This window comes from Sporosarcina pasteurii (genome assembly GCF_041295575.1).
Taxonomy (GTDB): Bacteria; Bacillota; Bacilli; order Bacillales_A; family Planococcaceae; genus Sporosarcina; species Sporosarcina pasteurii.
Map to the genome: position 1 here is coordinate 987,007 of NZ_CP160452.1, position 24,803 is coordinate 1,011,809.

At 40.2% G+C, this 24,803-nt stretch carries 24 protein-coding genes, 1 pseudogene and 1 riboswitch; of the genes and pseudogenes, 20 read left to right on the forward strand and 5 right to left on the reverse strand.

Translation table 11 applies throughout. The annotated features are described in order from the left end of the window. The first annotated feature begins 16 nt into the window (after positions 1-16). The 18 genes and pseudogenes from AB1H92_RS04490 to AB1H92_RS04575 all read left to right on the forward strand — a co-directional run bounded on the left by AB1H92_RS04490 (position 17) and on the right by AB1H92_RS04575 (position 19,060). Positions 17-1,474, forward strand: coding sequence for an aldehyde dehydrogenase (locus AB1H92_RS04490; protein ID WP_243835705.1), 1,458 nt, complete (start codon positions 17-19; stop codon positions 1,472-1,474). A gap of 12 nt (positions 1,475-1,486) precedes the next feature. Next, the gene (gene nadX, locus AB1H92_RS04495; RefSeq protein ID WP_115362062.1) at positions 1,487-2,263 is read left to right on the forward strand and encodes an aspartate dehydrogenase; all 777 of its coding nucleotides are present in this window, start codon (positions 1,487-1,489) and stop codon (positions 2,261-2,263) included. A gap of 19 nt (positions 2,264-2,282) precedes the next feature. After that, on the forward strand, positions 2,283-3,605 hold the full coding sequence (locus AB1H92_RS04500) for an aromatic ring-hydroxylating dioxygenase subunit alpha (protein WP_115362060.1): 1,323 nt from the start codon (positions 2,283-2,285) through the stop codon (positions 3,603-3,605). A gap of 12 nt (positions 3,606-3,617) precedes the next feature. Next, the gene (locus AB1H92_RS04505) at positions 3,618-4,121 is read left to right on the forward strand and encodes an aromatic-ring-hydroxylating dioxygenase subunit beta (protein ID WP_115362058.1); all 504 of its coding nucleotides are present in this window, start codon (positions 3,618-3,620) and stop codon (positions 4,119-4,121) included. 88 nt (positions 4,122-4,209) lie between these two features. Further along, a complete protein-coding gene (hcaB, locus tag AB1H92_RS04510) occupies positions 4,210-5,010 on the forward strand; it encodes a 3-(cis-5,6-dihydroxycyclohexa-1,3-dien-1-yl)propanoate dehydrogenase (protein ID WP_115362056.1) in 801 nt (266 codons plus the stop codon). Positions 5,011-5,496: 486 nt separating this feature from the next. Then, positions 5,497-6,525 (forward strand): MBL fold metallo-hydrolase, encoded by a 1,029-nt coding sequence (locus AB1H92_RS04515; RefSeq protein WP_166739472.1) that lies wholly within the window; start codon positions 5,497-5,499, stop codon positions 6,523-6,525. A gap of 262 nt (positions 6,526-6,787) precedes the next feature. Further along, positions 6,788-7,804, forward strand: a complete 1,017-nt coding sequence (locus tag AB1H92_RS04520) for an ABC transporter substrate-binding protein (RefSeq protein WP_166739473.1) — start codon at positions 6,788-6,790, stop codon at positions 7,802-7,804. Between the two features lie 48 nt (positions 7,805-7,852). Continuing rightward, positions 7,853-8,704, forward strand: coding sequence for an ABC transporter ATP-binding protein (locus AB1H92_RS04525; protein WP_243835706.1), 852 nt, complete (start codon positions 7,853-7,855; stop codon positions 8,702-8,704). Further along, positions 8,694-9,464: an ABC transporter permease gene (locus AB1H92_RS04530; protein ID WP_115362052.1), complete on the forward strand. Its 771-nt coding sequence runs from the start codon at positions 8,694-8,696 to the stop codon at positions 9,462-9,464. Before AB1H92_RS04525 ends, AB1H92_RS04530 begins: the two co-directional genes overlap by 11 nt. Positions 9,465-9,531: 67 nt before the next feature. Then, on the forward strand, positions 9,532-10,278 hold the full coding sequence (locus AB1H92_RS04535; protein WP_115362050.1) for an ABC transporter permease: 747 nt from the start codon (positions 9,532-9,534) through the stop codon (positions 10,276-10,278). A gap of 86 nt (positions 10,279-10,364) precedes the next feature. Beyond that, positions 10,365-11,654 carry an MFS transporter gene (locus AB1H92_RS04540; RefSeq protein WP_115362047.1) on the forward strand — a complete coding sequence of 430 codons (1,290 nt, stop codon included), beginning with the start codon at positions 10,365-10,367 and terminating at the stop codon, positions 11,652-11,654. A gap of 162 nt (positions 11,655-11,816) precedes the next feature. Then, complete coding sequence (locus AB1H92_RS04545) at positions 11,817-12,860, forward strand: ABC transporter substrate-binding protein (RefSeq protein WP_166739474.1); 1,044 nt, start codon at positions 11,817-11,819, stop codon at positions 12,858-12,860. A gap of 24 nt (positions 12,861-12,884) precedes the next feature. Then, the gene (locus AB1H92_RS04550) at positions 12,885-13,709 is read left to right on the forward strand and encodes an ABC transporter ATP-binding protein (protein ID WP_115362042.1); all 825 of its coding nucleotides are present in this window, start codon (positions 12,885-12,887) and stop codon (positions 13,707-13,709) included. Position 13,710: 1 nt separating this feature from the next. Continuing rightward, complete coding sequence (locus AB1H92_RS04555) at positions 13,711-14,535, forward strand: ABC transporter permease (protein WP_115362040.1); 825 nt, start codon at positions 13,711-13,713, stop codon at positions 14,533-14,535. A gap of 92 nt (positions 14,536-14,627) precedes the next feature. Beyond that, a complete protein-coding gene (locus tag AB1H92_RS04560) occupies positions 14,628-14,867 on the forward strand; it encodes a 4Fe-4S dicluster domain-containing protein (RefSeq protein ID WP_115362038.1) in 240 nt (79 codons plus the stop codon). A 44-nt stretch (positions 14,868-14,911) separates the two neighbouring features. Then, positions 14,912-16,093, forward strand: coding sequence for an NADP-dependent malic enzyme (locus AB1H92_RS04565; RefSeq protein WP_115362036.1), 1,182 nt, complete (start codon positions 14,912-14,914; stop codon positions 16,091-16,093). 318 nt (positions 16,094-16,411) lie between these two features. After that, positions 16,412-16,706, forward strand: a pseudogene (locus AB1H92_RS04570) (formate dehydrogenase accessory sulfurtransferase FdhD); the annotation flags it as partial. A 194-nt stretch (positions 16,707-16,900) separates the two neighbouring features. Further along, positions 16,901-19,060 carry a transglycosylase domain-containing protein gene (locus AB1H92_RS04575; RefSeq protein ID WP_208407980.1) on the forward strand — a complete coding sequence of 720 codons (2,160 nt, stop codon included), beginning with the start codon at positions 16,901-16,903 and terminating at the stop codon, positions 19,058-19,060. 73 nt (positions 19,061-19,133) lie between these two features. Here AB1H92_RS04575 and AB1H92_RS04580 read toward each other — a convergent pair whose 3' ends face one another. Genes AB1H92_RS04580 through AB1H92_RS04600 form a run of 5 tightly spaced genes read right to left on the reverse strand, consistent with a single transcriptional unit; the run spans position 19,134 to position 23,304 of the window. Beyond that, on the reverse strand, positions 19,134-19,787 hold the full coding sequence (locus AB1H92_RS04580; RefSeq protein WP_115362032.1) for a methionine ABC transporter permease: 654 nt from the start codon (positions 19,785-19,787) through the stop codon (positions 19,134-19,136). Continuing rightward, positions 19,777-20,778, reverse strand: a complete 1,002-nt coding sequence (locus AB1H92_RS04585; protein ID WP_115362030.1) for a methionine ABC transporter ATP-binding protein — start codon at positions 20,776-20,778, stop codon at positions 19,777-19,779. Before AB1H92_RS04585 ends, AB1H92_RS04580 begins: the two co-directional genes overlap by 11 nt. 11 nt (positions 20,779-20,789) lie before the next feature. Next, positions 20,790-21,602, reverse strand: a complete 813-nt coding sequence (locus tag AB1H92_RS04590; RefSeq protein WP_115362028.1) for a MetQ/NlpA family ABC transporter substrate-binding protein — start codon at positions 21,600-21,602, stop codon at positions 20,790-20,792. Positions 21,603-21,623: 21 nt separating this feature from the next. Continuing rightward, positions 21,624-23,000 carry an LLM class flavin-dependent oxidoreductase gene (locus AB1H92_RS04595; protein ID WP_115362026.1) on the reverse strand — a complete coding sequence of 459 codons (1,377 nt, stop codon included), beginning with the start codon at positions 22,998-23,000 and terminating at the stop codon, positions 21,624-21,626. Between the two features lie 34 nt (positions 23,001-23,034). Beyond that, positions 23,035-23,304: a hypothetical protein gene (locus tag AB1H92_RS04600; RefSeq protein ID WP_115362024.1), complete on the reverse strand. Its 270-nt coding sequence runs from the start codon at positions 23,302-23,304 to the stop codon at positions 23,035-23,037. Positions 23,305-23,404: 100 nt separating this feature from the next. Continuing rightward, a riboswitch (SAM riboswitch) is annotated at positions 23,405-23,514 on the reverse strand. A 225-nt stretch (positions 23,515-23,739) separates the two neighbouring features. On the opposite strand from AB1H92_RS04600, the gene AB1H92_RS04605 reads away from it, so the two are divergent. Both AB1H92_RS04605 and AB1H92_RS04610 read left to right on the forward strand, forming a co-directional pair. Further along, positions 23,740-24,285 carry a DUF6241 domain-containing protein gene (locus AB1H92_RS04605; protein ID WP_115362022.1) on the forward strand — a complete coding sequence of 182 codons (546 nt, stop codon included), beginning with the start codon at positions 23,740-23,742 and terminating at the stop codon, positions 24,283-24,285. A 74-nt stretch (positions 24,286-24,359) separates the two neighbouring features. After that, positions 24,360-24,767, forward strand: a complete 408-nt coding sequence (locus AB1H92_RS04610; protein ID WP_115362020.1) for a thioesterase family protein — start codon at positions 24,360-24,362, stop codon at positions 24,765-24,767. Positions 24,768-24,803 lie beyond the last annotated feature (36 nt).

Genomic DNA, 24,803 nt, shown 5'->3' on the forward strand with positions numbered 1-24,803 from the left:
AAATGAGGGAGAAAATTTGGTCTCTAAGACGGAAGCGATTTTGCAGATTTCAGGAAAAATATTGGTGAATGGGGAATGGTGGACGTTAACTGAGCAAAAAGACGTCATCAACCCTGCCGTCAAAAGCGATGTCGTCGGCTTTATCGGAATGGCATCCGAGGAAGATGTAGATCAGGCCATTACGGCTGCGGCGGATGCGTACTCAACATGGTCACAAACATCATTGGATAAGCGCATTGAGCGTATTCACCAAGTATGGGAACGTGTGAAGGACCGTGTCAATGAATATACAACTTTATTTGTGAGAGAAAATGGAAAAACATTGCAAGAAGGCAAGTTAGATATTCAAAGATGTGTGCAGATTTTAAAAGAGATGCCAGAAAACTTAAAAAACTGGTATGAGCCGAAAGATTTGTCAGGACCGGCTCAACACGTCGAAGTCCGACGACGTCCAAGAGGTGTAACGGCAATCATCACCCCATGGAATTCTCCGATGATCTTAACGTTCAAGCGCGTCATACCGGCTATCTTGACAGGCAACACAGTCGTTTTCAAACCTGCGACAGATTGTCCATTAACAATTATGGTGTTTATGAAAGAGTTGGCTAACTGCCTGCCACCGGGGGTATTGAACGTTGTCACAGGTTCAGGTGCTCTCATCGGCGATTGCATCGCGAAAGACGAAAGGATTAAGACAATCGCGTTTGTAGGTGGCACGAATACAGGAAAAGTATTGATGGAGAAGTCCTCGTCTACGTTGAAGAAACTGAATATGGAACTGGGTGGTAATGACCCCGCCATTATATTGGCCGATGCCAAATTGGATAAGGAAACAATCCTCAAAATAAGAAACGGCGTATTGAAGGGCGCTGGGCAAGTATGTTCCGCAATCAAGCGCATTTATGTCCACGAATCACGATACGAAGAATTGCTAGATAAACTAAGCGATGAATTCAACAAAACAATTGTCGGAAACGGAATCCAGCCGGATGTCAAAATGGGTCCATTGAATAATGAGTCCCAATACCGTTTCGTGCAAGGTTTGATTGATCGTGCGGAAAAAGAAGGGGCCAAAGTACATTATTTTGGCAGAAAGTTGAACGAAGACACATGGGATGACGGGTACTTCATGCTTCCTGCCATCATTACAAATGTGAATCAGGATAGCGAAATCATGAAAGCAGAACAATTTGGTCCTGTCATCCCGGTAATGCCGTTCAGTGATGTAGACCAAGTAATCAATTACGCTAATGATTCCGAATATGGTTTACGGGCATCTATTTTGACAACCAATATCGAAGAAGCGAAAAGGTTGGCCGATCGTATTGAAGCCGGTGCTATATTCTTTAACAATCATACGATATTCAAAGATTTACGCCTCGACTTCCCTGGAATCAAAGAAAGTGGTCTATCGAGCGTGACCGAATTTGGCGGTTTTGAACATTTCACGGACTCATATGGATTCGCTGATTAAGGAGTTGTCTGAATGAAGATAGGTATTATTGGAGCAGGTTCCATTGCGACATTCATCATGGAAGAAACGCAACAAAAGCAGAAAGACGAATTGACAGTGAAAAGCTTATTTGTCCGAAACTTAAAAAAATATGAGCAGCTCGCCGCTGATTACGGTGTCGAGTTATTTGATGACATCGATCAATTTCTAGATTCCGGTATCGACATCGTAGTGGAAGCAGCCAATGTAGCGGCAGCTCAGCAGTTTGTTCCGAAGGTGCTTGAGAAAAAAGAAGTCATCATCATTAGTATCGGAGCACTCGCTGATGAAGCATTTTTGGAAGAAGTGCGACAAGTGGGTAAGCAATACAATCATTCAATTTATCTACCATCTGGTGCAATTGGCGGAATAGATGCTATCCAAAATGCAAATGGATTAGGAGAGTTGAAAAGTGTCTTATTAACAACGAGGAAACCCGCACATTCATTTGGAGAGAACATAGTAGGGGAAAAAGTGATTTTCCAAGGTTCCGCTGCGGAAGCGATTGAAAAATTTCCTAAAAACATTAATGTTTCTATTATACTATCGCTCGCTGGAATTGGAGTGGAAAATACAAAAGTTGACATTATTGCCGATTCAACGGTGACGAAAAATCATCATCAAATTCAAGCGGAAGGGACATTTGGCTCTATGACGTTTCAAATAGAAAACGAGCCGATGCCTACGAATGCAAACACGAGTATGTTAGCTGCTTTAAGTGTGTTAGGCACTTTGAAAAAATTACAAACGAATATAAAGATTGGCTTATAAAAATAAGGAGGTCGTTCAAATGACTACAACGAGAACTAAACAAGTTCCGCGACTGGATGAAATGACAAGAAGCGAACTGATTCAATACTTAAAAGACACAGTGAAGCCAGAAGAAGGACTCATTCCATCTTATATTTTCTCCCATCCAAAAGTCTATGAGCTGGAAATGGAGAAAATCTTCTTAAAGGATTGGTTATTTATCGCGCATAAGTCGGAGATTCCGAACAAAGGAGATTTTGTAACACGTGAACTTGGCGGGCAAAGCGTCATTGTGACACATGGTGCAGATGGTGAAATTCGTGTGTTACTGAATGTTTGTACACACCGCGGCATGAAACTTTGCCGGATGGATAACGGAAATCAAAAGAACTTCACTTGTCCGTATCATGGGTTCAATTTTAAAAACACTGGCGAGCTAATTGGAATTCCGTTCCAGAAAGTTGTTTACGGCGATACGATGGATAAAAGTACAATGGGCTTGAAGGAAATCCGTCATGATGTCTATGCTGATTTGATTTTTGCGACGCTTGACGATGATGCAGTTTCCCTTGATGAGTTTTTAGGAGATATTAAATGGTACCTCGACCTTGCATTTAACCGTGCAGAAATGGAAGTTGTGGGACTTCCGCAAAAATGGAATGTGGATGGAACATGGAAGCTGGGGTCAGATAATACAATTTCAGACTCTTATCATACATTGGTGTCTCATGGATCGATTGCAAAATTAGGCCTTGTGCCAACAGGAGATTACTCGAAATATGGTTATCAAATTTATACAGGAAATGGGCATGGGCTGAACTTAGGTATGCCGAACCCTGATGGTTTTGCGTTCCCGGAAAACCTGATCAACGAATATAAAGAACGGCTCCATGAAGACCAATACGATATTTTGAAGCAGATGAAGAACATGATTGTGTGTGTTTCCCCGAATATCATGATCCTCATTTCTTCGATGGAATTAAAAGGACAGCAAGTCTCCCACACATCCCTTCGGATTTGGAAGCCGACAGGTCCGGACTCCATGGAGATTTCTGCTTGGGTGCTCGTTGAAAAAGATGCGCCAGAAGAATGGAAGAGATTGTCTGAGCAAGCGAATACATTAACATTCGGCTCTTCTGGAATCTTCGAACAAGATGATACAGAGAATTTCACGGATATTACGCAAAATAGTAAGAGTCCGTATCACTTGCAAGAGAACATTGTCTACAACTATACGATGGGTATGCACCAAGAGCCAGTTGAAAACTTCGTTGGTCCAGGTATCGTCTATAAAGACAAGTTTAATGAGGCGAACTCAAGAGCATTTTTTAGAAACTGGCTTGACCAAATAACGGCTGAATAAGAGGTGAATAGGATGCAGGAAAAAATTATTCTGCAATATGAAATAGAACAATGGCTCTATAAAGAAGCAGAGCTTTTGGATGAATTGAATTTTGATGCTTGGTATGAACTGTTGGATGAAGAAATCAAGTATATAATGCCTTTAAGAATTAACCAAATGGAAGAGTCAAAACCTGATTACTCAGAAGCGACATTACTCTTTGACGATGATTCAACAACTTTGAGACTCCGGATTGACCGGTTGAAAACAGATATGGCGTGGGCTGAATTGCCGCCGTCACGCACAAGAAGAAATGTGTCGAATGTGAAGATTAAAGAAGTGTCGGGAAATGAGGTAACTGTACGTAGTAATTTGCTGTTGTATAGAAGTAGAAGTACGGATACGACTGCTGACCTAATCTCAGGAGAGCGTGAAGATGTGCTTCGTAATGAAAACGGTAAATGGAAGTTAGTGTCACGCTGGTTCTTAGCGGATCAGACTTCTTTAGCTACGAGAAACTTGGCGATTTTTGTTTGACGACGATTCAATTATGTAGCTACCCGTAAAATTAGGGTAGCTTCAGTTGTTATATGAAAGATTACTTATATAGTAGGGAAGTGTGAAAGTGGCGCAATCATTGGATGGAAAAGTTGCAATTGTGACAGGCGGAACGAACGGGATTGGAGAAGCAGTAGCCAGAGAGTATATACAGCAAGGCGCTAAAGTTTGTATTTTGGGAAGGTCAGAGGAGAAGTTGAATGCGTTACAAGAAGAATTTAAAGACAATATATTAACGGTGAAAGGTGACGTCACAAAATATTCAAGCCATCAAGAAGCTGTCCAAAAAACGCTGAAAAGGTTCGGCAAGCTGGATATATTAGTTTCGAATGCAGGTGTGTTCGATGGCTTTGTTACATTGGAACGACTGCCTGAAGAGCATCTGGATGAAGCTTTTTCAACCATATTCGATATTAATGTGAAAGGCGGCCTCATGGCGGCAAAAGCTGCTGCTGAAGAGCTGAAGAAAACAAAAGGGAATATCATCTTCACTGTTTCTAATTCCGGGTTTTATCCGAATGGCGGAGGACCTATTTACACGGCAAGTAAGCATGCGATTGTGGGGCTTATACGTGAGTTGGCTTATGAGTTGGCTCCTGAAATTAGAGTGAATGGCGTATCACCTGGAGGAACGATTACAGAAATCACTGCAATCTCGTGTTTGCAAGATAGCGTGAAAAAGATTGACCCGGAAACGAGAAAGAAAAACATTGCGAGCAGAAACCCACTGCAAATTGCTCAAGAAGCAAGCGACCACAACGGTGCTTACGTCTTATTGGCATCTGATAACGCTAAAGCGATTACAGGGACAGTTATAGAAAGTGACGGAGGTCTTGGCGTGAGAGGGATGCCTGGTATGACGTTCTAAGGCATCGTACATCTAAGTGAATTCAATTGTAAAAAGACGACATTTCGATTTAAAACGAACGGAATGACGTCTTTTTCTATCTACACTTTCCCAGATGGGCCAATGTGCATGGCTTAATCTAGGAAAAAAATACATTGTCTGGCTATAAAACCGGCTAATTATTAGATAATCCATACGATAGTTGTATAGAGGATACTATATTACAATCTCATAAATCCCTGTTGACTTTAAATTCAGAAAAGTGTAAAGTTTACTTAAGGAAGACAGATGAAATGTTGTTTTGTATATAAAACATAGAGCGGGATTGGGAGTGATTCTTTCTTCTGACAGCTAAATAAACTGCGGTGAAAACGGTTACAAATGAGTGTTTAGTTTAAGAAAATGAATGTTGTGAAATCCAACAAAAGGAATTAATTGTTACTCAGACCACGACAGTGGCATGCATCTTATAAATCCAACCAATAAAAGAATATAAGGGGGGAATAAATGAGGCGACTTATTGGGGGCCTATTCTTAGGATTAATAATCGGGATGTTAGGGGCATGTGGTGACCCTGGCACTGATTCTACTAAAATGAAACCCGATACAAATTACCTAACTGAAGAGAAACAGATAGCGCGGGAAGAGGAAAAAAAGACGAATAAATTTAAAGTTACCCTTCTTGGAACTGGCTCACCTCTTTTGAGTATGGAACGGTTTGGACCGGCGACGCTGGTTGAAGTCGGAGAGGAAAAATTGTTGTTTGACGCAGGAAGAGGAGCAGCTTTGCGCCTAAGTCAAACAGGTACGCAGCCAGGAAAAGTTAACAAGTTGTTTGTTACCCACCTGCATTCCGACCATACGATTGGAATTCCGGATGTTTGGCTAACTGGTTCATTACCTACTGCTGGGAAAAGAGAAATGTCATTTGAGGTGTGGGGGCCTAAAGGAACTAAGGATATGATGGAAAAGATGGAAGAAGCTTTTATTGCCGACATCGAAGTCCGTAAAAAGAATCAGAATAAACCACTAAATGGGCTGAATGCAGTAGGACATGATATTGAACAAGGAACAGTCTTTGAGACAAATGGGGTGGAAGTAGTTGCATTTCTAGTTGATCATGGACCGATGGAACCGAGTTATGGATACAGGATAAATTATCAAGGCCGCTCTGTAGTAATATCTGGCGATACTCGATATAACGAAAATCTAATTGAATTTGCCAAGGGGACAGACCTGCTCATACATGAAGTCGCGGCAGCCAGACCGGATAATAAATCGCCGGCCATTCAAAAAATCCTTGACCTCCATACCACGCCTGAAGAAGCTGGACAGGTGTTTAGCAAAGTAAGTCCAAAGCTAGCTGTCTATTCGCATATTGTGTTACTGGATGGTCTAACTGACACAGAGGCCAATTTGGCTGTTAGAACGAGCAAAGTATATGATGGCCAAGTTATCATTGGTGAAGATCTTATGTCTTTTGAAATAGGCGATGACATAAAGATAAAAAATACAAAATTTGTACTTGATAAATAAGTGCGGCTCAAGATGCCGAACTAATGGAGACTGTACTTTATTTTGTCGATGGTTAAGGAATTCGTTAATCGTTCTACATGATTATTTTTCTGAAAGACTCGCCTCATTTTAATAACCGATTAGCAGATTACTAGTCTTAGTGATAGATCAAATGATTTGAGTTATTAATCTCCAAGGGAGTGGACATTCATCGGAGAATGAAAAGTTAGGAAAATGCTTGTAGTTATTTCACAGGTTGACTATGAAAATTGGAGGGATAAGAATGAAAAGAATTATTGCTGTACTTGTCTTTGTCTTGATGATTGGATTATTGGCGGCATGTGGCTCTGACGATCAAGGGAGTGGAACGGCTTCGGCTAAAGGAGAAAATGAAGTCGGTCCGGTTGAAATAAAATTGGGTGTTGGCTATGCGACGGAAGAAAACTTATGGCTAATCAAAGTGGCATCCGATCTAGCACCGAATTATGGGGAGAAATATACACTGGATCTTCAACAATTCCGGGCGAATACGGATCGTTTGAATGCTTATCGTGCCAATCAAATAGACGGTGGAACTTTGGGACAGGGCGCTTCAATAATGTCAGTCGCGCAAGGCGTTGAGATGCAAGTTGTTGCTAATATAGCTAAAGAAAGCATGGCAGAAGGGTTTAATTCAACTTTCATGGGATTAGAAGAAGCGGGATATAAATCAGCGGCAGATTTAAAAGGGAAAACGATTGGAATTCCGGATTTTAAATCTCCAAGCGACATGTGGGTCCGCTCAGGAGTCAGGGCAGCCGGTTTAAACCCAGATAAAGATGCAGACTATGCAGTCCTACCGATTCCTGCAATGGAGGAAGCTGTAAGAAGTGGGAAAATTGATGTTGGTATGTTCCCGCAACCTTTTTATGATATGGCGGAAAGTTCAGGGGATTTAGCTTCGATATTCAATTCTAAGGACGGTGTTCCGGTAGAGGAGGATTTTCTTAATCTATTTTTAAACCCTACATTTATTGAAGAGAACAAAGAAGCTGTACAAGCGCTTGTAGAAGATTTACAGTTCATGACAAAGTATTATCTTGAAAACACAGTTGAAGCTCGTCAAACATTACTGGATGCAGAATTTGTGCTAGCGGAACCGGAAATATATCTCAACTTGACAGATTACCACCGTGCAGCGGATGTTTCCTTTGATCGGGAAGGTTGGGATTTTGTACAGAATCTACTTTTGGAAGAAGGATGGATTGAGGAAAAAGTTGATTTGGATTCATTGATTGACGAATCTTTTTTAGCAAATTAAATAAAGTAACGAATCCAGTTATTTGAAATACTTATGGGGGTGCCGCAGATGAACTTAAGTGCAACTATGAAGGAAGAGCGACCGGCTAGTGAAGAAAGCTTTAAAGAAAGTGCTATTAAAATATCTAATTTGCGTAAGGTGTTCGAACGTAAAGGTGAAGAAGTCGAAGCGATTAAAGGAATTAATTTGGATATAAAAGAAGGGGAGTTCGTAAGTGTAGTCGGTCCGAGCGGTTGTGGCAAAAGCACGTTCCTGCATATTGTTGGAGGTTTTATCGAACAAACTTCTGGAACAATAAATGTTCGCGGAGAAGAAGTTGGAAAGCCTGCACCGGATCGTGGGATGATGTTCCAAGAGTCAACACTTTTCCCTTGGCGCAAAGTTTATGACAATGTGGCGTGGGGCTTGGAGGTCCAAAAATTTCCGAAAGATGAAATCCAGAGGCGGGTTAAATACTTTTTGAAACTTGTAGGGCTATGGGAATTCAAAAACAATCTGCCGTCCGAATTATCAGGAGGTATGAGGCAAAGGGTGTCACTTGCAAGGGTGCTCGCTTTCGAACCTAAAGTACTACTAATGGACGAACCATTCGGGGCACTTGATTCACAAACAAGAGAGACGATGCAAGTGGAGCTTCGAAGAATTTGGTCGGAATCGAAGAAAAGCGTGATTTTTGTGACACATGATATTGAAGAGGCGGTCTATTTAAGTGATTATGTCGTTGTTTTGACAAAACGGCCTGCAGTCGTGAAAGAGATTGTGGAAATCGATCTTCCTAGAAGGCGTGATGTCTCAATTCGGAAGTCTTATGAGTTTATAGATTACCGGAATCATATATGGGATCTTTTGCATGAGGAGGAAAACGTGAAAAGTATTGGAGGCCGATACAATGCAAAATAGCTTGAAGAAAAGCCGATTTATAGTTTTTTCTTTAGCTGAGCTACTACTTTTCTTATCGTTATGGCAACTATTGGCGATGACAGATTGGTTTCCTACCTACATCTCCAGTCCAGCAGTTGTCTTTGGGATTATTGGTGAAATGTTTATGACCGGCGAAGTATTTCCTCACATAGGAGTCAGTTTATATAGGTCAATTATCGGGTTTTTGTTAGTTGTTTTGTTTGGGACTGGTCTAGGGATTTTGGCTGGTTTTTTTCAGCCGATTGGAAGGTTTTTTGATCCAGTTGTGTCATTTTTTAATCCAATCCCAAAGATTGCTCTGCTTCCTGTGTTCTTAGTTTGGTTTGGTGTGACAGACACAACGAGAATTCTGATTATTTTCACAAGTGCTTTCTTCCCTTGTTTTATAGCGACTTTGGATGGGGTCAGAGGAATCAATAAACTTTATCTGTGGTCAGCAGAAAATATGGGAGCCTCTAGGTTTAAAATGTTATACAGAGTTATACTTCCTGCATCACTTCCTAAAATATTCGACGGTTGGCGTGTTGCTCTTGCATTAACTTTTGTCATGATGTTTTCATCGGAAATGATTGGCTCGTCGACTGGTAAAGGATTGGGGTTTATGATTTTGAACGCTGATGCGTATGGCCGAACGGATATAGTCCTCGCCGCGGTTACTGTAATCGCAGCCTTAGGTTTTCTCTTTGATAGATTGTTAATCGCTCTGAGGCAGCGGGTCTTATGGTGGCAAAATCGATAGGAGATGACGATTGCTATTTCGAAATATTGTAGCACTGTAGACATCAGTACGTAGGGGGGGGACGCACATGAAAACGATAAAAAATTTAATTATGAAGTATTTGGCATTAATACTTATGGCACTATTCTGGCAGGGACTCGTGTTGGCGGGTCTTTTTCCGAAACAATTATTCCCAGGTCTTGGAGAAATCTCACTTGTATTCGGTGAACTGCTGGTCACAAGTGAGTTATGGACGAATATGGGGGTGACACTTTATCGTATTTTAGCAGGTTTTTTCTTGGCAGCGGTTATTGGAATTCCAATCGGGATACAAATGAGCCGGTCATCAATCATTGACGACCTCATGCAACCAATTTTTACGGCTGGTTATCCTATACCAAGAGTGGCTTTATATCCCATATTTGTACTTCTATTCGGGTTAGGTTCGGGTTCGAAAATATTCACTATTTTTCTTGAATGCATTTTTCCAATAGTAGTGAGCACATACTACGGGGCCAAAAGTGTAAATCCTTTATTTATTTGGTCAGGACAAAATATGGGAGCGAATGATCGCAAGCTCTTCTGGAAAGTGTTTTTGCCAGGGACGATGCCGTCGATTTTCACAGGTTTTCGAATCGCGCTTCCAATAGGGGTTGTTATTGCAGTGCTTACAGAAATGATCAGTTCAAATAATGGCATTGGTTATTTCCTTATTTATTTATCGGCCTCATTATCCCAAAGCAAAGTTTTGGCAGTCGTGATCTTTATTTCTCTCTTCGGATATGGTCTAGACCGATTATTATTATTTGTAAGAAATCGCTATGTTTATTGGTGAAATGGGAGCGCTGCGGATAAGGAAGTATTCTTAGCTTAGTAGATCTGTAGCGCAGTTTTCCTAAAGGGAGTACGGGAGGGATGAAAATGAAAAACAACAAACGGTGGCTTTATATCGCGACACCCATTTTTTTTCTTTGGTTTTTTGGGCAAATCGATAAATTAGGAATTTCAATTGTCCAGACAGATCCGCAATTTTTGAGTGATCTTGGTATGACAGGGGCAAATGCGAACGCGAAGATTGGCTTTTTAACTTTTATCTTTATGGTAGCATATGCGATTTCCAACTTTTTTTGGGGGTTCTTCATCGACAAGTTTGGAGCTCGTAAAACAGCAATCATTGGAGTTTCAATCTGGACAGTGACGATGTTATTAGGTGGACTTTCCACTACTTATGGAATGTTCATGGTGACACGGATTGTCTTAGGAATCGGAGAGGGGATGATGATTCCGGTCTGTGGAAAATTTATCGCCACTTGGTTCAATAAAAATGAGTTGGGTCGCGCGCAGTCTTCCTGGATATCTGGGAACTATGCAGGACCTGCTATCGGTGCAGTTTTCATTTCATTAATCATTGCCACCCTCAGCTGGCATGCAACGTTCTTTATATTGGCTGCATTGAATTTACTTCTTGTCATTCCAATGTTTATCTTCTTGACAAGAAATGAACCAGAAAATCACCCAGGCATCAGTAAGCAAGAATTGGAATACATAAGACAAGCTGATAGTTCAGCTGTTAAAGAAGAGAAGAAAAGTTATGTTCAAGATTCTCGCTACTGGATTGTTTGGTTTGGGATGGTTGTTACTTCTTTCTTATTTTTTGGAATAAGTATTTGGCTGCCGACGTACTTGATTCAAGCGAGAAATTTTGATGTAGATGCAATGACAGGGATTACTTCTTTGTCTTGGTTATTTGCACTTAGTTTCGTTCTTATTTGTGGTTATTTAGCGGATAAAACGAAGCGTCCTAGTTTCATAGCAACAATCTTGTTTGCTTCCTGCGCAATCCTGTTGACGGTTTCCACACAAACTTCAGTCGCCATCATATCCGCTTTGGCACTAGGCCTTGCGATGGGAACATTGGGAGGTATCTTTCACTTAAGTAACTTGTTTATTATAAAGTTCTCGACACCAGAAACGGCTGGTCGTGCAGCAGGCCTCATGGGCTTCACGAACATATTCGGCGGGTTTTCCAGCTATGTGATGGGTTGGATGCGCGATGTTAACGGGGGAGACTTCGGTCCTTCACTTATCATGTTGATTGCAATTACTGCTTTAGGATTCATTGCATACTTGTTTACGCTAAAAACAGAAAACAAAGAAGTTCAAGAAGCTAGGAAAGAACTTCAAAATCAATCTGAGATACAGACGATTTAATCACTGCATCTTCTTTCAGTAATGTTTATTGCAGCGTAAACTAAGCATTGGCTACAGAAAACTTTCAACTTCTCTAGGTGGACAACCGAATATGATTTAGTTTCCTTGTTCTGTTGGTGTAATTGATTTTACAAATTAAAGTTAAGGGAGAGATTCATGGACATGCATAAAAGAATAGTTGTTGCACTAATGATAAGTTGCTTATTCATAATTTTAGCTGGTTGTAATAATGACGAAACAGAAGCAGGTGGGTTAACGAAGATAACATTTACGGAACCGTCCCGGATTTTATCTTTAGCCCCTTTTTATGTGGCAATTGAACAAGGATTCTTTGAAGAAGAAGGGATCGAAGCTAATATCGCTTCAGGCGGAGGAGGGGCACAAGTGATTGCTACATTGCTATCCGGTGAAGCGCAATTTGCAATATCTGGTCCTCGTAGTATGTTCTCAGCTCTAGAAGCAGATAAAGAATTATTGGCAATTCAATCGTTGAATTCAGCCCTCACTTTTGAAATAGCGGTCGCAGATGAATACTTGAAAGACAAAGGAGTCACGGCTAATTCATCATTAGCGGATAGGGTTGCGGTTTTAAATGGGGCGAAAATTGGAACCAATTTAGTGGGGGATTCTGGTGATGTTTATATGCGTTATCTAATGAAATTACACGGTCAAGATCCATTATCGGTTGAGACAGTTAAATTATCCGGTGTAGGTCCCAAAATAGGAGGAATGAAAGAAGGAATTGTAGACGGTGGTATTAATTCTGCGCCATTTTCTTTACAGGCAAAAGATCAAGAAGTTGGTAGCCTTTTGTTAAAAGCTAGTGAGGAACCTAAATATGCAAATATGGTTTGGGAAGTAGTTTTTGCAGAAAAGAAATACATGGAGGAAAACCCTGAGCTAACGGAAAAAGTAGTGAGGGCAATTGGAAAAGGAATAGAGTTTGCAAGGGAAGAACCTAAAAAGACAGCAAAATCTATTATTTCTTACTTTGATGGAATTGAGGTACAGATCCTTGAAGATTCCTTGATTGGTATGGTAGATACTTTCCAAGGGTATGGAGAAATGAACCAAGAAGCTTGGGGCAATGCCCAAGATCCTTTGATTGAGTTTTCGGAAATGTCAGGTGTTGGAATTGAACATGATACTAAACCTGGAGCAATTTGGACCAATGACTATGTTGAAAAGGTGTTCTCCGAAAAATAAATAGTATTTCAAAGGGGGAGAAGGATGAATAAAACCGAAGTTGATACTGATCTAAAACTTCGTACTAGGTCTTTAGATGTCTCTTATACGAATAGCAAAACAGGGGCAGAAGTGATGGCGCTAAGCGATATAAATTTGGAAATAGAAGACGGGGAATTCATTTGTATCGTTGGGCCTAGTGGATGTGGAAAAAGTACATTTTTAAACACTGTAGCAGGACTTATTAAGCCAAGTAGAGGGTCGATATTGTTAGACGAAGAAGAAATTTTAGGACCAGGCAGGGATCGGTCAGTTGTTTTTCAAAGTCCTAGTCTTTTTCCTTGGCGGACAGTGCTCGATAATGTCTTGTATGGTTTGGAAATTCAAAAGCGAATAACCGATCAAACCAGAAAGCTTGCCGAAGGGTATATCGAAATGGTCGGTTTAAAAGGTTATGAAAATCATTATCCACACGAGCTCTCTGGGGGAATGCAACAACGAGTGAATTTAGCTCGTGCACTGACAGTAGAGCCATCACTCTTATTGTTGGATGAACCATTATCAGCATTGGATGCACAAACAAGAGAGTTTATGCAAGAAGAGATTTTAAGAATATGGGAGGAAACTAAGAAAACAAGTATCTTTATAACCCACCAAATAGATGAGGCAATTTATTTGGCAGACCGCGTATTTGTATTTGGCGCAAGACCAGGAAGAGTTGTAGAGATTGTAGAGGTAAATATTCCACGTCCAAGAAATCTTCATACTAAACGTGATCCAGAGTTTTTAAAGTTAATGGATTATATTTGGGGGATCATTGAAAAAGAGTCATCCAAGCAAGGATTGCAACAAGATATAACGGGGGGATAACGTGCAAAAAAATGAAGCCTTTCAACTTCAACCGAATTTAATAAAAAGTTACCGACAAAAAAAACAAAAAGTAGATTTTAGATTCTGGCTTAGTGTAACAACTGTTGCTTTATTTTTTATTGGTTGGGAAGTTGTTTCAAGATATGAGTGGGTTGATCCATTATTTATCAGTTCCCCTCTGGCAATCATAAAGGCAGGGGGCGTCATGGTACAAGAGCCTAGCTTCTGGAACAACCTAGGGGTCAGTGGCTATGAGTTTGGGATTGGATTTTTATTGGCCATGCTGATTGGAATTCCAATGGGGGTTCTATCAGGATGGAACAAGACTTTCAATGCAATTGTTAATCCTTTTATATCGGGTCTCTATGTAACACCCAAAGTAACATTATTACCGGTCATCATTATTGCTTTTGGAATTGGTCCTGAGTCCAAGATTGTAATTGTATTTCTGATGGCATTCTTTCCAATTGTAATGAGCGCTCAAAAAGCGATGAATACACTTGATCAAGATTTAATCAAAGCCGCGCGGACCTTTACAGCTAGTGAATGGCAAATTTTTAAAACGATAGCCCTTCCCTCAACGGTACCATTTCTTTTAACAGGTATTCGACTAGGCATTGGACAAGGTTTGATTGGTGTGGTAGTTGGGGAGTTGTTTGCTTCTTCAGCAGGTATCGGTTTCCAATTAACGACTGATGGTCAAAACCTGATGACGGATCGAATGTTTGTAGGAGTGTTAGTCATAACTTTGACAGGGATTTTGTTGACTGGAATCTTGGGAATGCTAGAAAGACGTTTTTCATCTTGGCAGCCAAGTAAAGATTGATAGGGAAAAGTGCCGATTTCATAATTGCTTATTTCAAATGATTTGAATGGAATCAGACTTTTTATGTAATTGGTTTTGAAGGAGGAACTAATATGGCCTATGTAATTACAACAGCATGTATGACGGAGAAAGCGACAGATTGTGTGATGGTTTGTCCAGTGGACTGTATTGAAGAAGGCGAGAATCAGTATTTTATTAATCCTGACACTTGTATAGAGTGTGGCGCTTGTGTGGAATCTTGCCCGGCGGAAGCAATTTATCATGAAGACGATCTGCCTGCAGAAGAGATGCAGATATTAGAACAAGCAAAGCTTCATTTCAGTATAAGTTGAAAGGACAGTCGCCAATTTAGAAGTAAGATGGGAGGGTTTTAATAATGACAAAAGTAGTAGAGACAGCTTTGGATTTGCACCGAAACAACAGCGGGAAAATGGAAATCTTATCTAAAGTTCCTATGGAAAACACAATTGATCTAAGCTTGGCATACTCACCTGGTGTCGCAGATCCATGTTTCGAGATTGCAAAAGATGTTTCCAGGGTATATGAATATACCATCAAAGGAAATTTGGTAGCCGTTGTCACAGACGGGTCCGCGGTTTTAGGGCTAGGAGATATCGGTCCGGAAGCATCTCTTCCCGTAATGGAAGGAAAAGCCTTACTTCTAAAGAAGTTTGCCAATATTGATGCGTTTCCAATTTGCTTGGACACGAAAGATTCGGATGAGATTGTCCGAACTGTGAAAGCGATGAGTCCTACATTCGGAGGTATAAATTTAGAGGATATTTCAGCACCTAGATGTTTTGAAATTGAAAAACGCCTTCGCGAAGAATGCGATATCCCAGTTTTCCATGATGATCAACATGGCACCGCTATCGTTGTCGGCGCTGGCCTGCTGAATGCATTAAGACTGACAAACAAAAGAATAGATGAAGTCAAAATCGTCGTTAACGGCGCTGGTGCGGCAGGTGTTGCCATTATCAAGCATTTGATAGAAATGGGCTTTCAACATATTGTTGTGTGCGATTCCAAAGGGGTTATTTATGAAGGGCGCCGCGAAGGAATGAACTCAGTAAAAGAGGAAATCGCTAAATTGACAAATGAAAATCGGATAATAGGATCTATACAAGATGCTTTGAAGGAAGCCGATATCTTCGTGGGCGTGTCAGTTGCCAATCTAATAACGGAAGAGATGGTTAAAAGTATGAATGATGAATCAATTCTGTTTGCGCTAGCCAATCCTGTGCCGGAAATTTCACCGGAAAGAGCTAAGAAATTCGGTGCTCGCGTCATTGCAACCGGTCGTTCGGATTACCCTAACCAGGTGAATAACGTGCTAGCGTTTCCAGGCATTTTCCGCGGTGCACTTGATGTTCGAGCAAGCGATATTAATGAACAAATGAAGTTGGCTGCCACTTATGCGCTTGCTTCTTTAATAGAGAGAGAAGAATTGACAGCAGATTATATCATCCCAGCACCATTCGACAGCCGCATTACGAAAGCAGTTGCGACAGCAGTCAGTAAAGCAGCAAAGGAAACTGGTGTTCATCGGATTGACTGACCTTCGTAAGGAATCGACACCCTATCGCAATACGATGGGGTGTTTTCATGGTGTCCGTCCAGTTATTGATATTTGGGAATTCTCTGGGGCGTCATAATAAAACGCAATCCACAAATAATAATTAGATTACGTTTTTTTATCGTTTACTTTGGGGAACTTATTAACGTAGAAATAAACCCATAGTGATTGTAATTGTTAGTTAAAAAACAATCCTTTCCGGATGGGTATATAAATTATATGATTCCCCGCGGATAAATCCAACTGTAGTAATGCCAAGTTCTACCGAGCATAGATTTTTCCATTAATGCATTACAAGGAACTGCAAAACAAATGATCGAGACACACATCACGCTGAGTCCCGAGGAATGTTTTTATTTGATGGAAGAAATGGAGAAAACGGCGGCGACACTTCACAATACGGGGGGGTGTCCATAATGCTGCCTTATGTGATCAAAATGGCGTTGTGCTGGCAAGAATGGATATCGGTCGACACAACGCACTTCATAAAATTAACGGATACTGTTTAAGAAATAATATTTCCGTCCGTGATAAAGTGATTGCTTTCAGTGGCCGTATTTCATCGAAAACTTTGTTGAAAGTTGCGAAAATCGGCACCAAATAAGGGCCGGGGAATCTGATAAGGCATCATAAGTTTAGGGTATGCTTTTGCATTTAAAGGAAATTCAAATCCTTCTCAATGTTGAGGTAAGTACATCTTTATTTTTAGCCTATAATTAAGTTAGGTTTCTTCTTTCCTATATGCTAAAATTTGAATGTTCGAAAGGCAATGATGAAGGTGGAATTTATATGAGAAGGATGGAACGAAGGCAACAAGAAAAACAATTGAATGCAAGCAAGAAATGGTCTAACTATAAAAAAAATACTCGAATATTAATTATCGGAATGCTAAGTGTAATCATTTGTGGATTGATCGTTGTGAATCTATTAATTGCATCAAGTGATGTAAGTATACTAGATGAACCTGAACCGAGACCGACATTTATTTACGATCAAAACGGAGAAATCGCTAGTAAGATTTCTAATTCAAACATTGAGGGAGTTCGGCTTGAACAGATTCCACAAGAGCTAATTGAAGCAGTCATCTCTGTTGAGGATCAACGATTTTATAAACATAATGGGATTAATTATATCGGGATTGCACGGGCATTTACACAAAACTTGCGAAAAGGGGAAGTGGTTGCTGGCGGTAGTACAATTACGCAACAGCTTTCCAAAAATGTGTTTTTAACACATGAACGTACGTACTCGCGTAAATTTAAAGAGTTGATTCTTACGAAGAAAATTGAGAGAACGTATTCTAAAAGAGACATTATGGAACGTTACTTAAATCAAATTTATTTAGGTGAAGGCGCATGGGGTGTTCAACGTGCCGCGCAAATCTATTTTGGTAAAGATATAAGTGAATTAACGTTAAACGAGTCCGCGACATTAGCAGGATTAATTAAAGCACCATCCTATTTATCTCCTTATAAAGACTTAGAGAAATCGGTTAAACGACGCAACATTGTTTTATCATTAATGAAAAGTGAAGGGTATATTAGTCAAGCGGAGTTTGATGAAGCAATCGGCCAAGAAATTGTGTTAGCCGATCAAACAACGATGGATTATAAAGGGAAATATCCTTATTATATCGACCTGATCATTGACGAGGCCGTCGACAAGTACGGGTTAACGAAAAACGAGGTTTTATCTGGTGGATTACATATTTATACGGAATTAAATCCAGTCATCCAAGATGCTCTTGAAGATGTGTATGAGGATGATCGTTATTTTCCGGAGAGTAAGCCCAATCAACTCATTCAAAGCGCTTCAGTTTTCCTCAACCCTAAAACGGGCGGAATTAGTGCATTGGTTGGGGGGAGAGGAGAATATACGCATGGGAGATTTAATAATGCGACCAAACTGATTAGACAACCGGGATCAATTTTGAAACCAATTGCCGTCTACACTTCAGCATTAGAACGAGATTATCAAATTTCGGATATGCTTGTTGATGAACCAATCAATATAAATGGCTATTCACCTAAAAATTTTGATAAACAATACCGAGGAGAAGTGACAATGTACGATGCAGTCGCTCATTCGTATAATATTCCCCCTGTCTGGCTCTTGGATAAAATAGGAATTGAAAATGGTGTGCGTACCGTTGAACGATTTGGAATTCCGTTGGAAGCAAATGATCTTAATCTTAGTTTAGCACTAGGGGGCCTAGACCAAGGTACTTCGCCCCTGCGAATGGCCCAAGCTTTCTCGGCATTTGCGAATGATGGGGTGATGATGGAAGCCCATGCGATTTTAGAAATAAAAGATTCAGAAGGCGTAGTCATTGGACAATGGCATGAACAGTCTACACAAGTAACAGATGCAAAAGTGGCTCAGCAAATGACCTATATGTTACAAGGTGCTGTAGAAGTTGGCACGGCTCAGAAAGCACAAATTACAGGGATGGAGGTGGCTGGGAAAACTGGCACTACACAGTTACCATTCCCGGATATTAGTGGATCAAAGGATCATTGGTTTGTTGGGTATACACCAGATATAGTGGGTGCTGTTTGGTTGGGCTATGATAAAACAGATACCGAACATTACTTAACATCAACAAGTAGTGTCACAGCTCCGCCAATTTTTCAAGAAGTTTTATCAAGGTCTATTAGTGAATTACCTACTAAGCATTTTGACTTACCATTAATGGGGAAATTTAAAAAAGAACTAGAGAAACAAAAAGAGAAAATGAGGAAGAAAGAGCGCCGTCAAGAAAAAGAAAGGAAGAAACAAGAGAAAGAAGAATTGAAAGAACAGAAAAAAAGAGAGAATGAGAGGCGGAAGAGAGAAGAAAAAGACAAAAAGGAAAGAGAAAAGCGAGAGAAGAAAGCCGAAAAAGAAAAGAAGAAACAAGAGAAAAAGAAAGAAAGAGAGAAAGAAAAAGAAAATAAGTGGAAAGATTGATTGGTCCTGCCGGTCTTCATTTAACTAAAACCGCTTCAGAAACTAGAAAAATGTTTCGGAGGCGGTTTTTGACTTACCTTTTATCAGCGGCATTTGCTGCACGGTCACCCAAAAATTGAATTAATTGAACGAGGAAGATTAGGAAAACAACGGTAATGGCCATGACTTCATTTTGATAACGATAATAGCCGAAGCGTATCGCTAAGTCCCCGATACCGCCGCCACCAACCATTCCTGCCATCGCGGAATAACTTAATAAACTAATCACCGTTACTGTCAAACCACCGATAAGCCCTGACTTCGACTCAGGCAGCAATACTTTTCGAATAATCAACCACGGGGAAGCGCCGCAAGATTCAGCTGCTTCAATGACACCTTTATCAATTTCTCGTAATGAATTTTCCACTAATCGTGCGTAAAATGGAATGCCAGCCACAGTTAGCGATAAGCTTGCTGCGGTAGGGCCCATTGACGTACCGACAATTAGTTTTGTCAATGGTAGCAGTACGACAAGTAGTATGACGAAAGGAATGGAACGAATAATATTGATGATGGTTCCGGATATATTTTGGAGCACTTGACTTTGCCAAAACATTCCTTCACTAGTTACAAAAAGTCCAATGCCGAGTGGGACGCCGATGAGCACAGAAAAAGTGACGGATATGGCTAGCATCCAGGCTGTTTCCAAAAATGCAATCCCAAATTCATTGAATAATTCAGGAGACATTGGCAATCACCTCCAAATGATTCGTCCTGTTTATAATATACTCAATTGCGCGTTTGATTTCGGGCGCATCACCTTTTATTTCAACGATAAGAATCCCTAACGGACGATCTTGGATATAATTAATTTGGCCATGCAAGATATTGACGATGACTTTAAAACGGTTAATCGTTTCCGAGATGATACTATCTTCTGCAGAATGGCCACGGAATGTGATTTGAACAATCGATCCAGTCCTTGCTGCTAATAAACGATCCGGCAATGTTAGTGAATGAACGGTTTGCACAAATTGTTTCGCAAGTGGCGTTTGTGGGTCAGCAAACAACTCGTATGCCTCATTTACTTCGATTACTTTTCCATCCTCCATAACAGCAACTCGATGGCAAATTTGTTGGACAACTTCCATTTCGTGTGTAATGAGGACGATGGTAATGCCAAGCCTCTCATTGATTTCTTTTAATAGTTTCAATATAGAAGCTGTAGTGTTCGGGTCCAGTGCGGATGTTGCTTCATCGCAGAGTAGAACAGTTGGGTCGTTTGCCAGTGCGCGTGCAATGCCGACACGCTGTTTCTGTCCGCCAGATAATTGAGCGGGGAAATGGTCTGCACGATCGGAAAGACCAACCATTTCAAGTAACTCTGGAACGCGCTCTTTGATTTCATCTTTCGTCTTTCCAGCTGCCAACATCGAAAAGGCAATGTTGTCATACACTTTCGCAGAACTTATTAAATGAAAGTGTTGAAAAATCATTCCGATTTTCAAACGCTCTTTCCGTACTTCTAATTTAGATAAAGCGGTTAAATCTGTGTGATTTATAAGCACTTGACCTTCCGTCGGTTTTTCAAGTAAATTAATACATCTTAGTAACGTGCTTTTTCCAGCGCCACTATAACCGATGATGCCAAAGATTTCTCCTTTGGGGATTGTTAGGTTGACATTGTCAACGGCTGTGACATTTTCATACGTTTTCGTAACATTCACGAGTTCAATCAAAGAAAGACCTCCTATTTCTGATAATCAGGTTTTGTAAATCCCGCATTCTGTTCATTTGTATATTGTAAGAATGCCTCAGAGTGATAGGCATTTAAAATTGCTTCTGCAAATGATTCCTCTAAATCATCCTCACGGAAGGCAATGTTATTCATAAATTCAGGCGGTGTATCTTCTAACAGAACGGCATCTTCTAAATTTAAGCCCGAAGCAAGTGCGAAATTTCCGTTAATGAATGCAAAGTCAGTATCTCCCAAAGAGCGGGGGAGCTGTGCACCATCCATCGCAATAATTTCTAAATTATACTTGTTCTCAACGATGTCGTTTTCAGAGGCTCGGGACTGGTCAATTTCACCAGCAAGTGTGATCCATCCAAATCGATCTAGCATTTGAAGAGCTCTTGCCATACTAACTGGATCGTTTGATAAGATTAACTTCATCCCTTCTTTCACATCAGAAACGTCTTTATGTTTTTCAGAATAAAGACCGATTGGTGCGGTAGGTACAGCATCTCCAATTGCTAAATTCGTGTTATGTTCTTTATTAAAAGCTTCTAAATAAACGGATGTTTGAAAGACGTTTGCATCGATACTGCCTTCATCTAATGCACGATTTGGTTGGATATAGTCATTGAATTCAACGAGTTTTACGGTATAACCGTCTTTTTCTAGTAATGGAATGATACTTTCTCTTAATTGATCCGCGTACGGTCCTGACGTTGCGCCGATTTTCAACTCTTTTTTGTCGCCACTCGCCTCACTGGACGTACAAGCAGCAAGGATGAGCAATGTGGATAATACTACCAAATTCAATATGATTTTTCTCATTTTACTTTCCTCCTATATCTTTTAAACAGTTACTTTAGAAAACTTCTTTCCCGGGTGATTTTCTGGTAAACGATCCGTTCCAAATAAGTTTCCACGCATTGTTGTTTCTTGGACTTCGCCTTTTTCACGAACTAATCCGCGCGCTTGTAAAGCTGGAACGACTAGTTCTGCAAAGTCTTTAAAGGAGCCTGGTTTAATTGCATAGGTGATATTGAATCCATCCACATCGGCTTCATTTACCCAACGTTCCATTTCATCTGCAATTTTTTCAGGGGTTCCAACCACTACAGGACCGATACCGCCAATGCCTACAAACTCACCAATCTCGCGAATGGTCCACTTTTTGTTTGGATCTACTTTTGTGAAAATCTCGACACGCGAACGCATAGAATCATTCTCAATAAATTGTAGTTCCTCATCCAAATCGTACTCGGATAAATCGATTCCAGTCCATCCGCTAAATAAGCTCAAAGCGCCTTCGATACTAATATGCTGTTTGTAATCTTCATACTTAGCCTCTGCCTCTTCTTGCGTTCGGCCGACGATGGGTGTAAAGAGGCTGTATACTTTAATGTCCTTGCCACTTCTTCCGTATTCATCTGCTTGACCGCGTATTTTATCGACAAACTTACGGGCAATATCAGTTGTTGGCATCGATACATAAATTCCTTCAGCGTGTTGTGCGGCAAATGCACTGCCTCTTGGCGATAAACCAGCTTGATAAATGACGGGTGTACGTTGCGGGGAAGGTTCACATAAATGAGCCCCTGGAACGGTGAAATACTTTCCTTTATGTTGAATGTCATGGACTTTATCAGGGTCAACGTACATCATTCTTTTTGTGTCCCGAACGACAGCATCTTCATCCCAGCTTTGTTCCCATAATTTATAACAAACCTCCAAATATTCTTCAGCGATTGAATAGCGCTCATCGTGTGCAATTTGTTCATCAAGTCCCATATTAAGTGCTGCGCTTTTCAAATAAGACGTCACAACATTCCAACCAACCCGACCTTTTGTTAGATGATCTAACGTTGACATACGGCGGGCAAATGTATAAGGATGTTCATGTGTGACGGACGCAGTAATTCCAAAGGATAAATTCTTTGTTACGGCTGCCATGGCCGGAACGATGAGTAGCGGGTCATTGATGGGGGACTGGACTGCTTGCCTAAGACTTGCATCTCTTTTCCCTTCGTATACATCATATGGTCCGAGGACATCTGCTAAAAAAATCGAGTCAAACTGTGCTTCTTCCAATAATTTTGCAAACTCAATCCAATAGTTGATATCTGTATAACGATGTGCTTCTCCGTCTGGATGTGACCAAAGTCCGGGGGATTGGTTACTTGGGCAGTTCATTTCAAATGCGTTTAATAAAATTCTCTTTTTAGTCATTATGAATTCCTCCTAAGATTTTTCTGTTATGGTTTTATCCGATTTTTTGAAGGGCTACATAATTTTCCAACGTATTTGTTAAACCGCCTGGGAAATGAAGGCGCTTGCCTGATTGTTCTTTTTCCAATTTCGCTTTTATATATTGCAAAAACGTTAGAATATGTTGACGTCTTTCCAAAACATCGATGTGTCCATTTTCGTAAAACCATGCATCAATCGTATTGTAAACGCCCCGGTTAATTTGAAAAGATACTTCAATTTTTCGGACGAATAAAAGATCAGGTAAATGAACATCAATTGTCAAAAATATCACCTCTTTCGACATGCAAATCTTTTGTAAAAATAAAACCCTCTTCTCACAGATGAGAAGAGGGTGAAATACCAAAAGGTTAGTAGTTTCAGCCATCTCATCTTCTAGAATACGCATGTATTCTACTGAAATTAGCACCATACAATGAATTTGCTGGTTGCTGAGGTTTCAAAGGGTCAGTCCCTCCACCTCTCTTGATAAGAAGCAATATTTAATTAATTTATGGAATACCGATGATATTACCTGTCATTAATGATGTAACATTAGATAGAAGCTTATCTCTCTTTTTTGAAAGAGTCAAGCGTATTTGAAGGAATATTTGAAAATGGGTGAAAAGAACCTGGAGATTGAAATTTAGGAAGATAGTGAATAAAACGGTGATTGCTTTCCAACTTTTAGTATAATACTATTGGTATGGGAGTGAAGACATTGAGAAATAAGAAAGTTATCTTTATAACATTGGGCATTGTGTTATTTAGTTTGATTGGCCATAGCGTTTTCATTAAATGGAATAAAAGTAATGTTACTGTCTCAGAGAACACAGCGGTAGCGCAGAATCAAGATGGTAAAGAACTAGAGGAGACAATCATTCAAATTGATGACATAAGAGATATGCCTATCGAGGAAGAGTTTCCAGATGGACTAGCTGAAGAAAATGTGCAACAAGCGATTCATGATATGTCGCATCAAAAAGTTCTTGCTGATCAGAAATGGGGATTCCTTCCACTGACTCAAGAGCGCGTGCTACGTTTAATCGAAGTAGTGGAATTGAATCAAAACAACTATATACATGCTGATGTTTATTTAAGTATTCTAAAGAGATGGGAAAAGAATGATTTTTCTCAAGTCGATTCTGATCATAATGCGATTTGGAATTTACAAAACGGAACCATTGGTAAGGCATATGGAATCATGTCTGTCGAAGAGGAAAGAGAATATATCAAAAAGCATTTTAATATCGTAGAAAAAAAGTAACGTACGAATAGAGTAAGCGTTGCTTTTTTGTTTATAATCTATGACCTAGAACGATTTTGGGAGGGACAACACCGGTGAAAATCTCTACAGAAATTCAAGTAATGAATGAAGATATTGATATTTTCAATCATATGAACTACAAAAGGTATATTGAGCATTTGGAAAACGAGCGTGCGGAGTGGTTTCGCAGCATCAATATCCCTTTTTCTGCAATGGTAGCAAGGAATATTGCAGCGGTTATTTTGAAGTTAGAAGTTGAATATGTAAAAGAAGCTCAGCTAGGAGAACGTTTAACCATCAAAACGAAGCCAATGAAAATGGGGACGAAAAGTTTTTCATTAAAACAAGTCATTTATAATGAGAATAATGAAGTAATGACAAAATCCATCTGTACATTTGTAATGTTTGACACGTCAACAAGAAACAGCATCCCAGTTGTTGAAGAAATTGCTCGTCACTTCCATCATTCGAAGATTACATAAAATGAACGCAACTGTTCGCCCTCTGTCAGGCAGTAC

Coding starts and splice junctions, on each gene's coding strand:
- nadX (WP_115362062.1), top strand. CDS start 1,487: ATGAAGATAGGTATTATTGGAGCAGGTTCCATTGCGACATTCATCATG.
- AB1H92_RS04500 (WP_115362060.1), top strand. CDS start 2,283: ATGACTACAACGAGAACTAAACAAGTTCCGCGACTGGATGAAATGACA.
- AB1H92_RS04505 (WP_115362058.1), top strand. CDS start 3,618: ATGCAGGAAAAAATTATTCTGCAATATGAAATAGAACAATGGCTCTAT.
- AB1H92_RS04515 (WP_166739472.1), top strand. CDS start 5,497: ATGAGGCGACTTATTGGGGGCCTATTCTTAGGATTAATAATCGGGATG.
- AB1H92_RS04520 (WP_166739473.1), top strand. CDS start 6,788: ATGAAAAGAATTATTGCTGTACTTGTCTTTGTCTTGATGATTGGATTA.
- AB1H92_RS04525 (WP_243835706.1), top strand. CDS start 7,853: ATGAACTTAAGTGCAACTATGAAGGAAGAGCGACCGGCTAGTGAAGAA.
- AB1H92_RS04530 (WP_115362052.1), top strand. CDS start 8,694: ATGCAAAATAGCTTGAAGAAAAGCCGATTTATAGTTTTTTCTTTAGCT.
- AB1H92_RS04535 (WP_115362050.1), top strand. CDS start 9,532: ATGAAAACGATAAAAAATTTAATTATGAAGTATTTGGCATTAATACTT.
- AB1H92_RS04540 (WP_115362047.1), top strand. CDS start 10,365: ATGAAAAACAACAAACGGTGGCTTTATATCGCGACACCCATTTTTTTT.
- AB1H92_RS04545 (WP_166739474.1), top strand. CDS start 11,817: ATGCATAAAAGAATAGTTGTTGCACTAATGATAAGTTGCTTATTCATA.
- AB1H92_RS04550 (WP_115362042.1), top strand. CDS start 12,885: ATGAATAAAACCGAAGTTGATACTGATCTAAAACTTCGTACTAGGTCT.
- AB1H92_RS04560 (WP_115362038.1), top strand. CDS start 14,628: ATGGCCTATGTAATTACAACAGCATGTATGACGGAGAAAGCGACAGAT.
- AB1H92_RS04565 (WP_115362036.1), top strand. CDS start 14,912: ATGACAAAAGTAGTAGAGACAGCTTTGGATTTGCACCGAAACAACAGC.
- AB1H92_RS04575 (WP_208407980.1), top strand. CDS start 16,901: ATGAGAAGGATGGAACGAAGGCAACAAGAAAAACAATTGAATGCAAGC.
- AB1H92_RS04580 (WP_115362032.1), bottom strand. CDS start 19,787: ATGTCTCCTGAATTATTCAATGAATTTGGGATTGCATTTTTGGAAACA.
- AB1H92_RS04590 (WP_115362028.1), bottom strand. CDS start 21,602: ATGAGAAAAATCATATTGAATTTGGTAGTATTATCCACATTGCTCATC.
- AB1H92_RS04595 (WP_115362026.1), bottom strand. CDS start 23,000: ATGACTAAAAAGAGAATTTTATTAAACGCATTTGAAATGAACTGCCCA.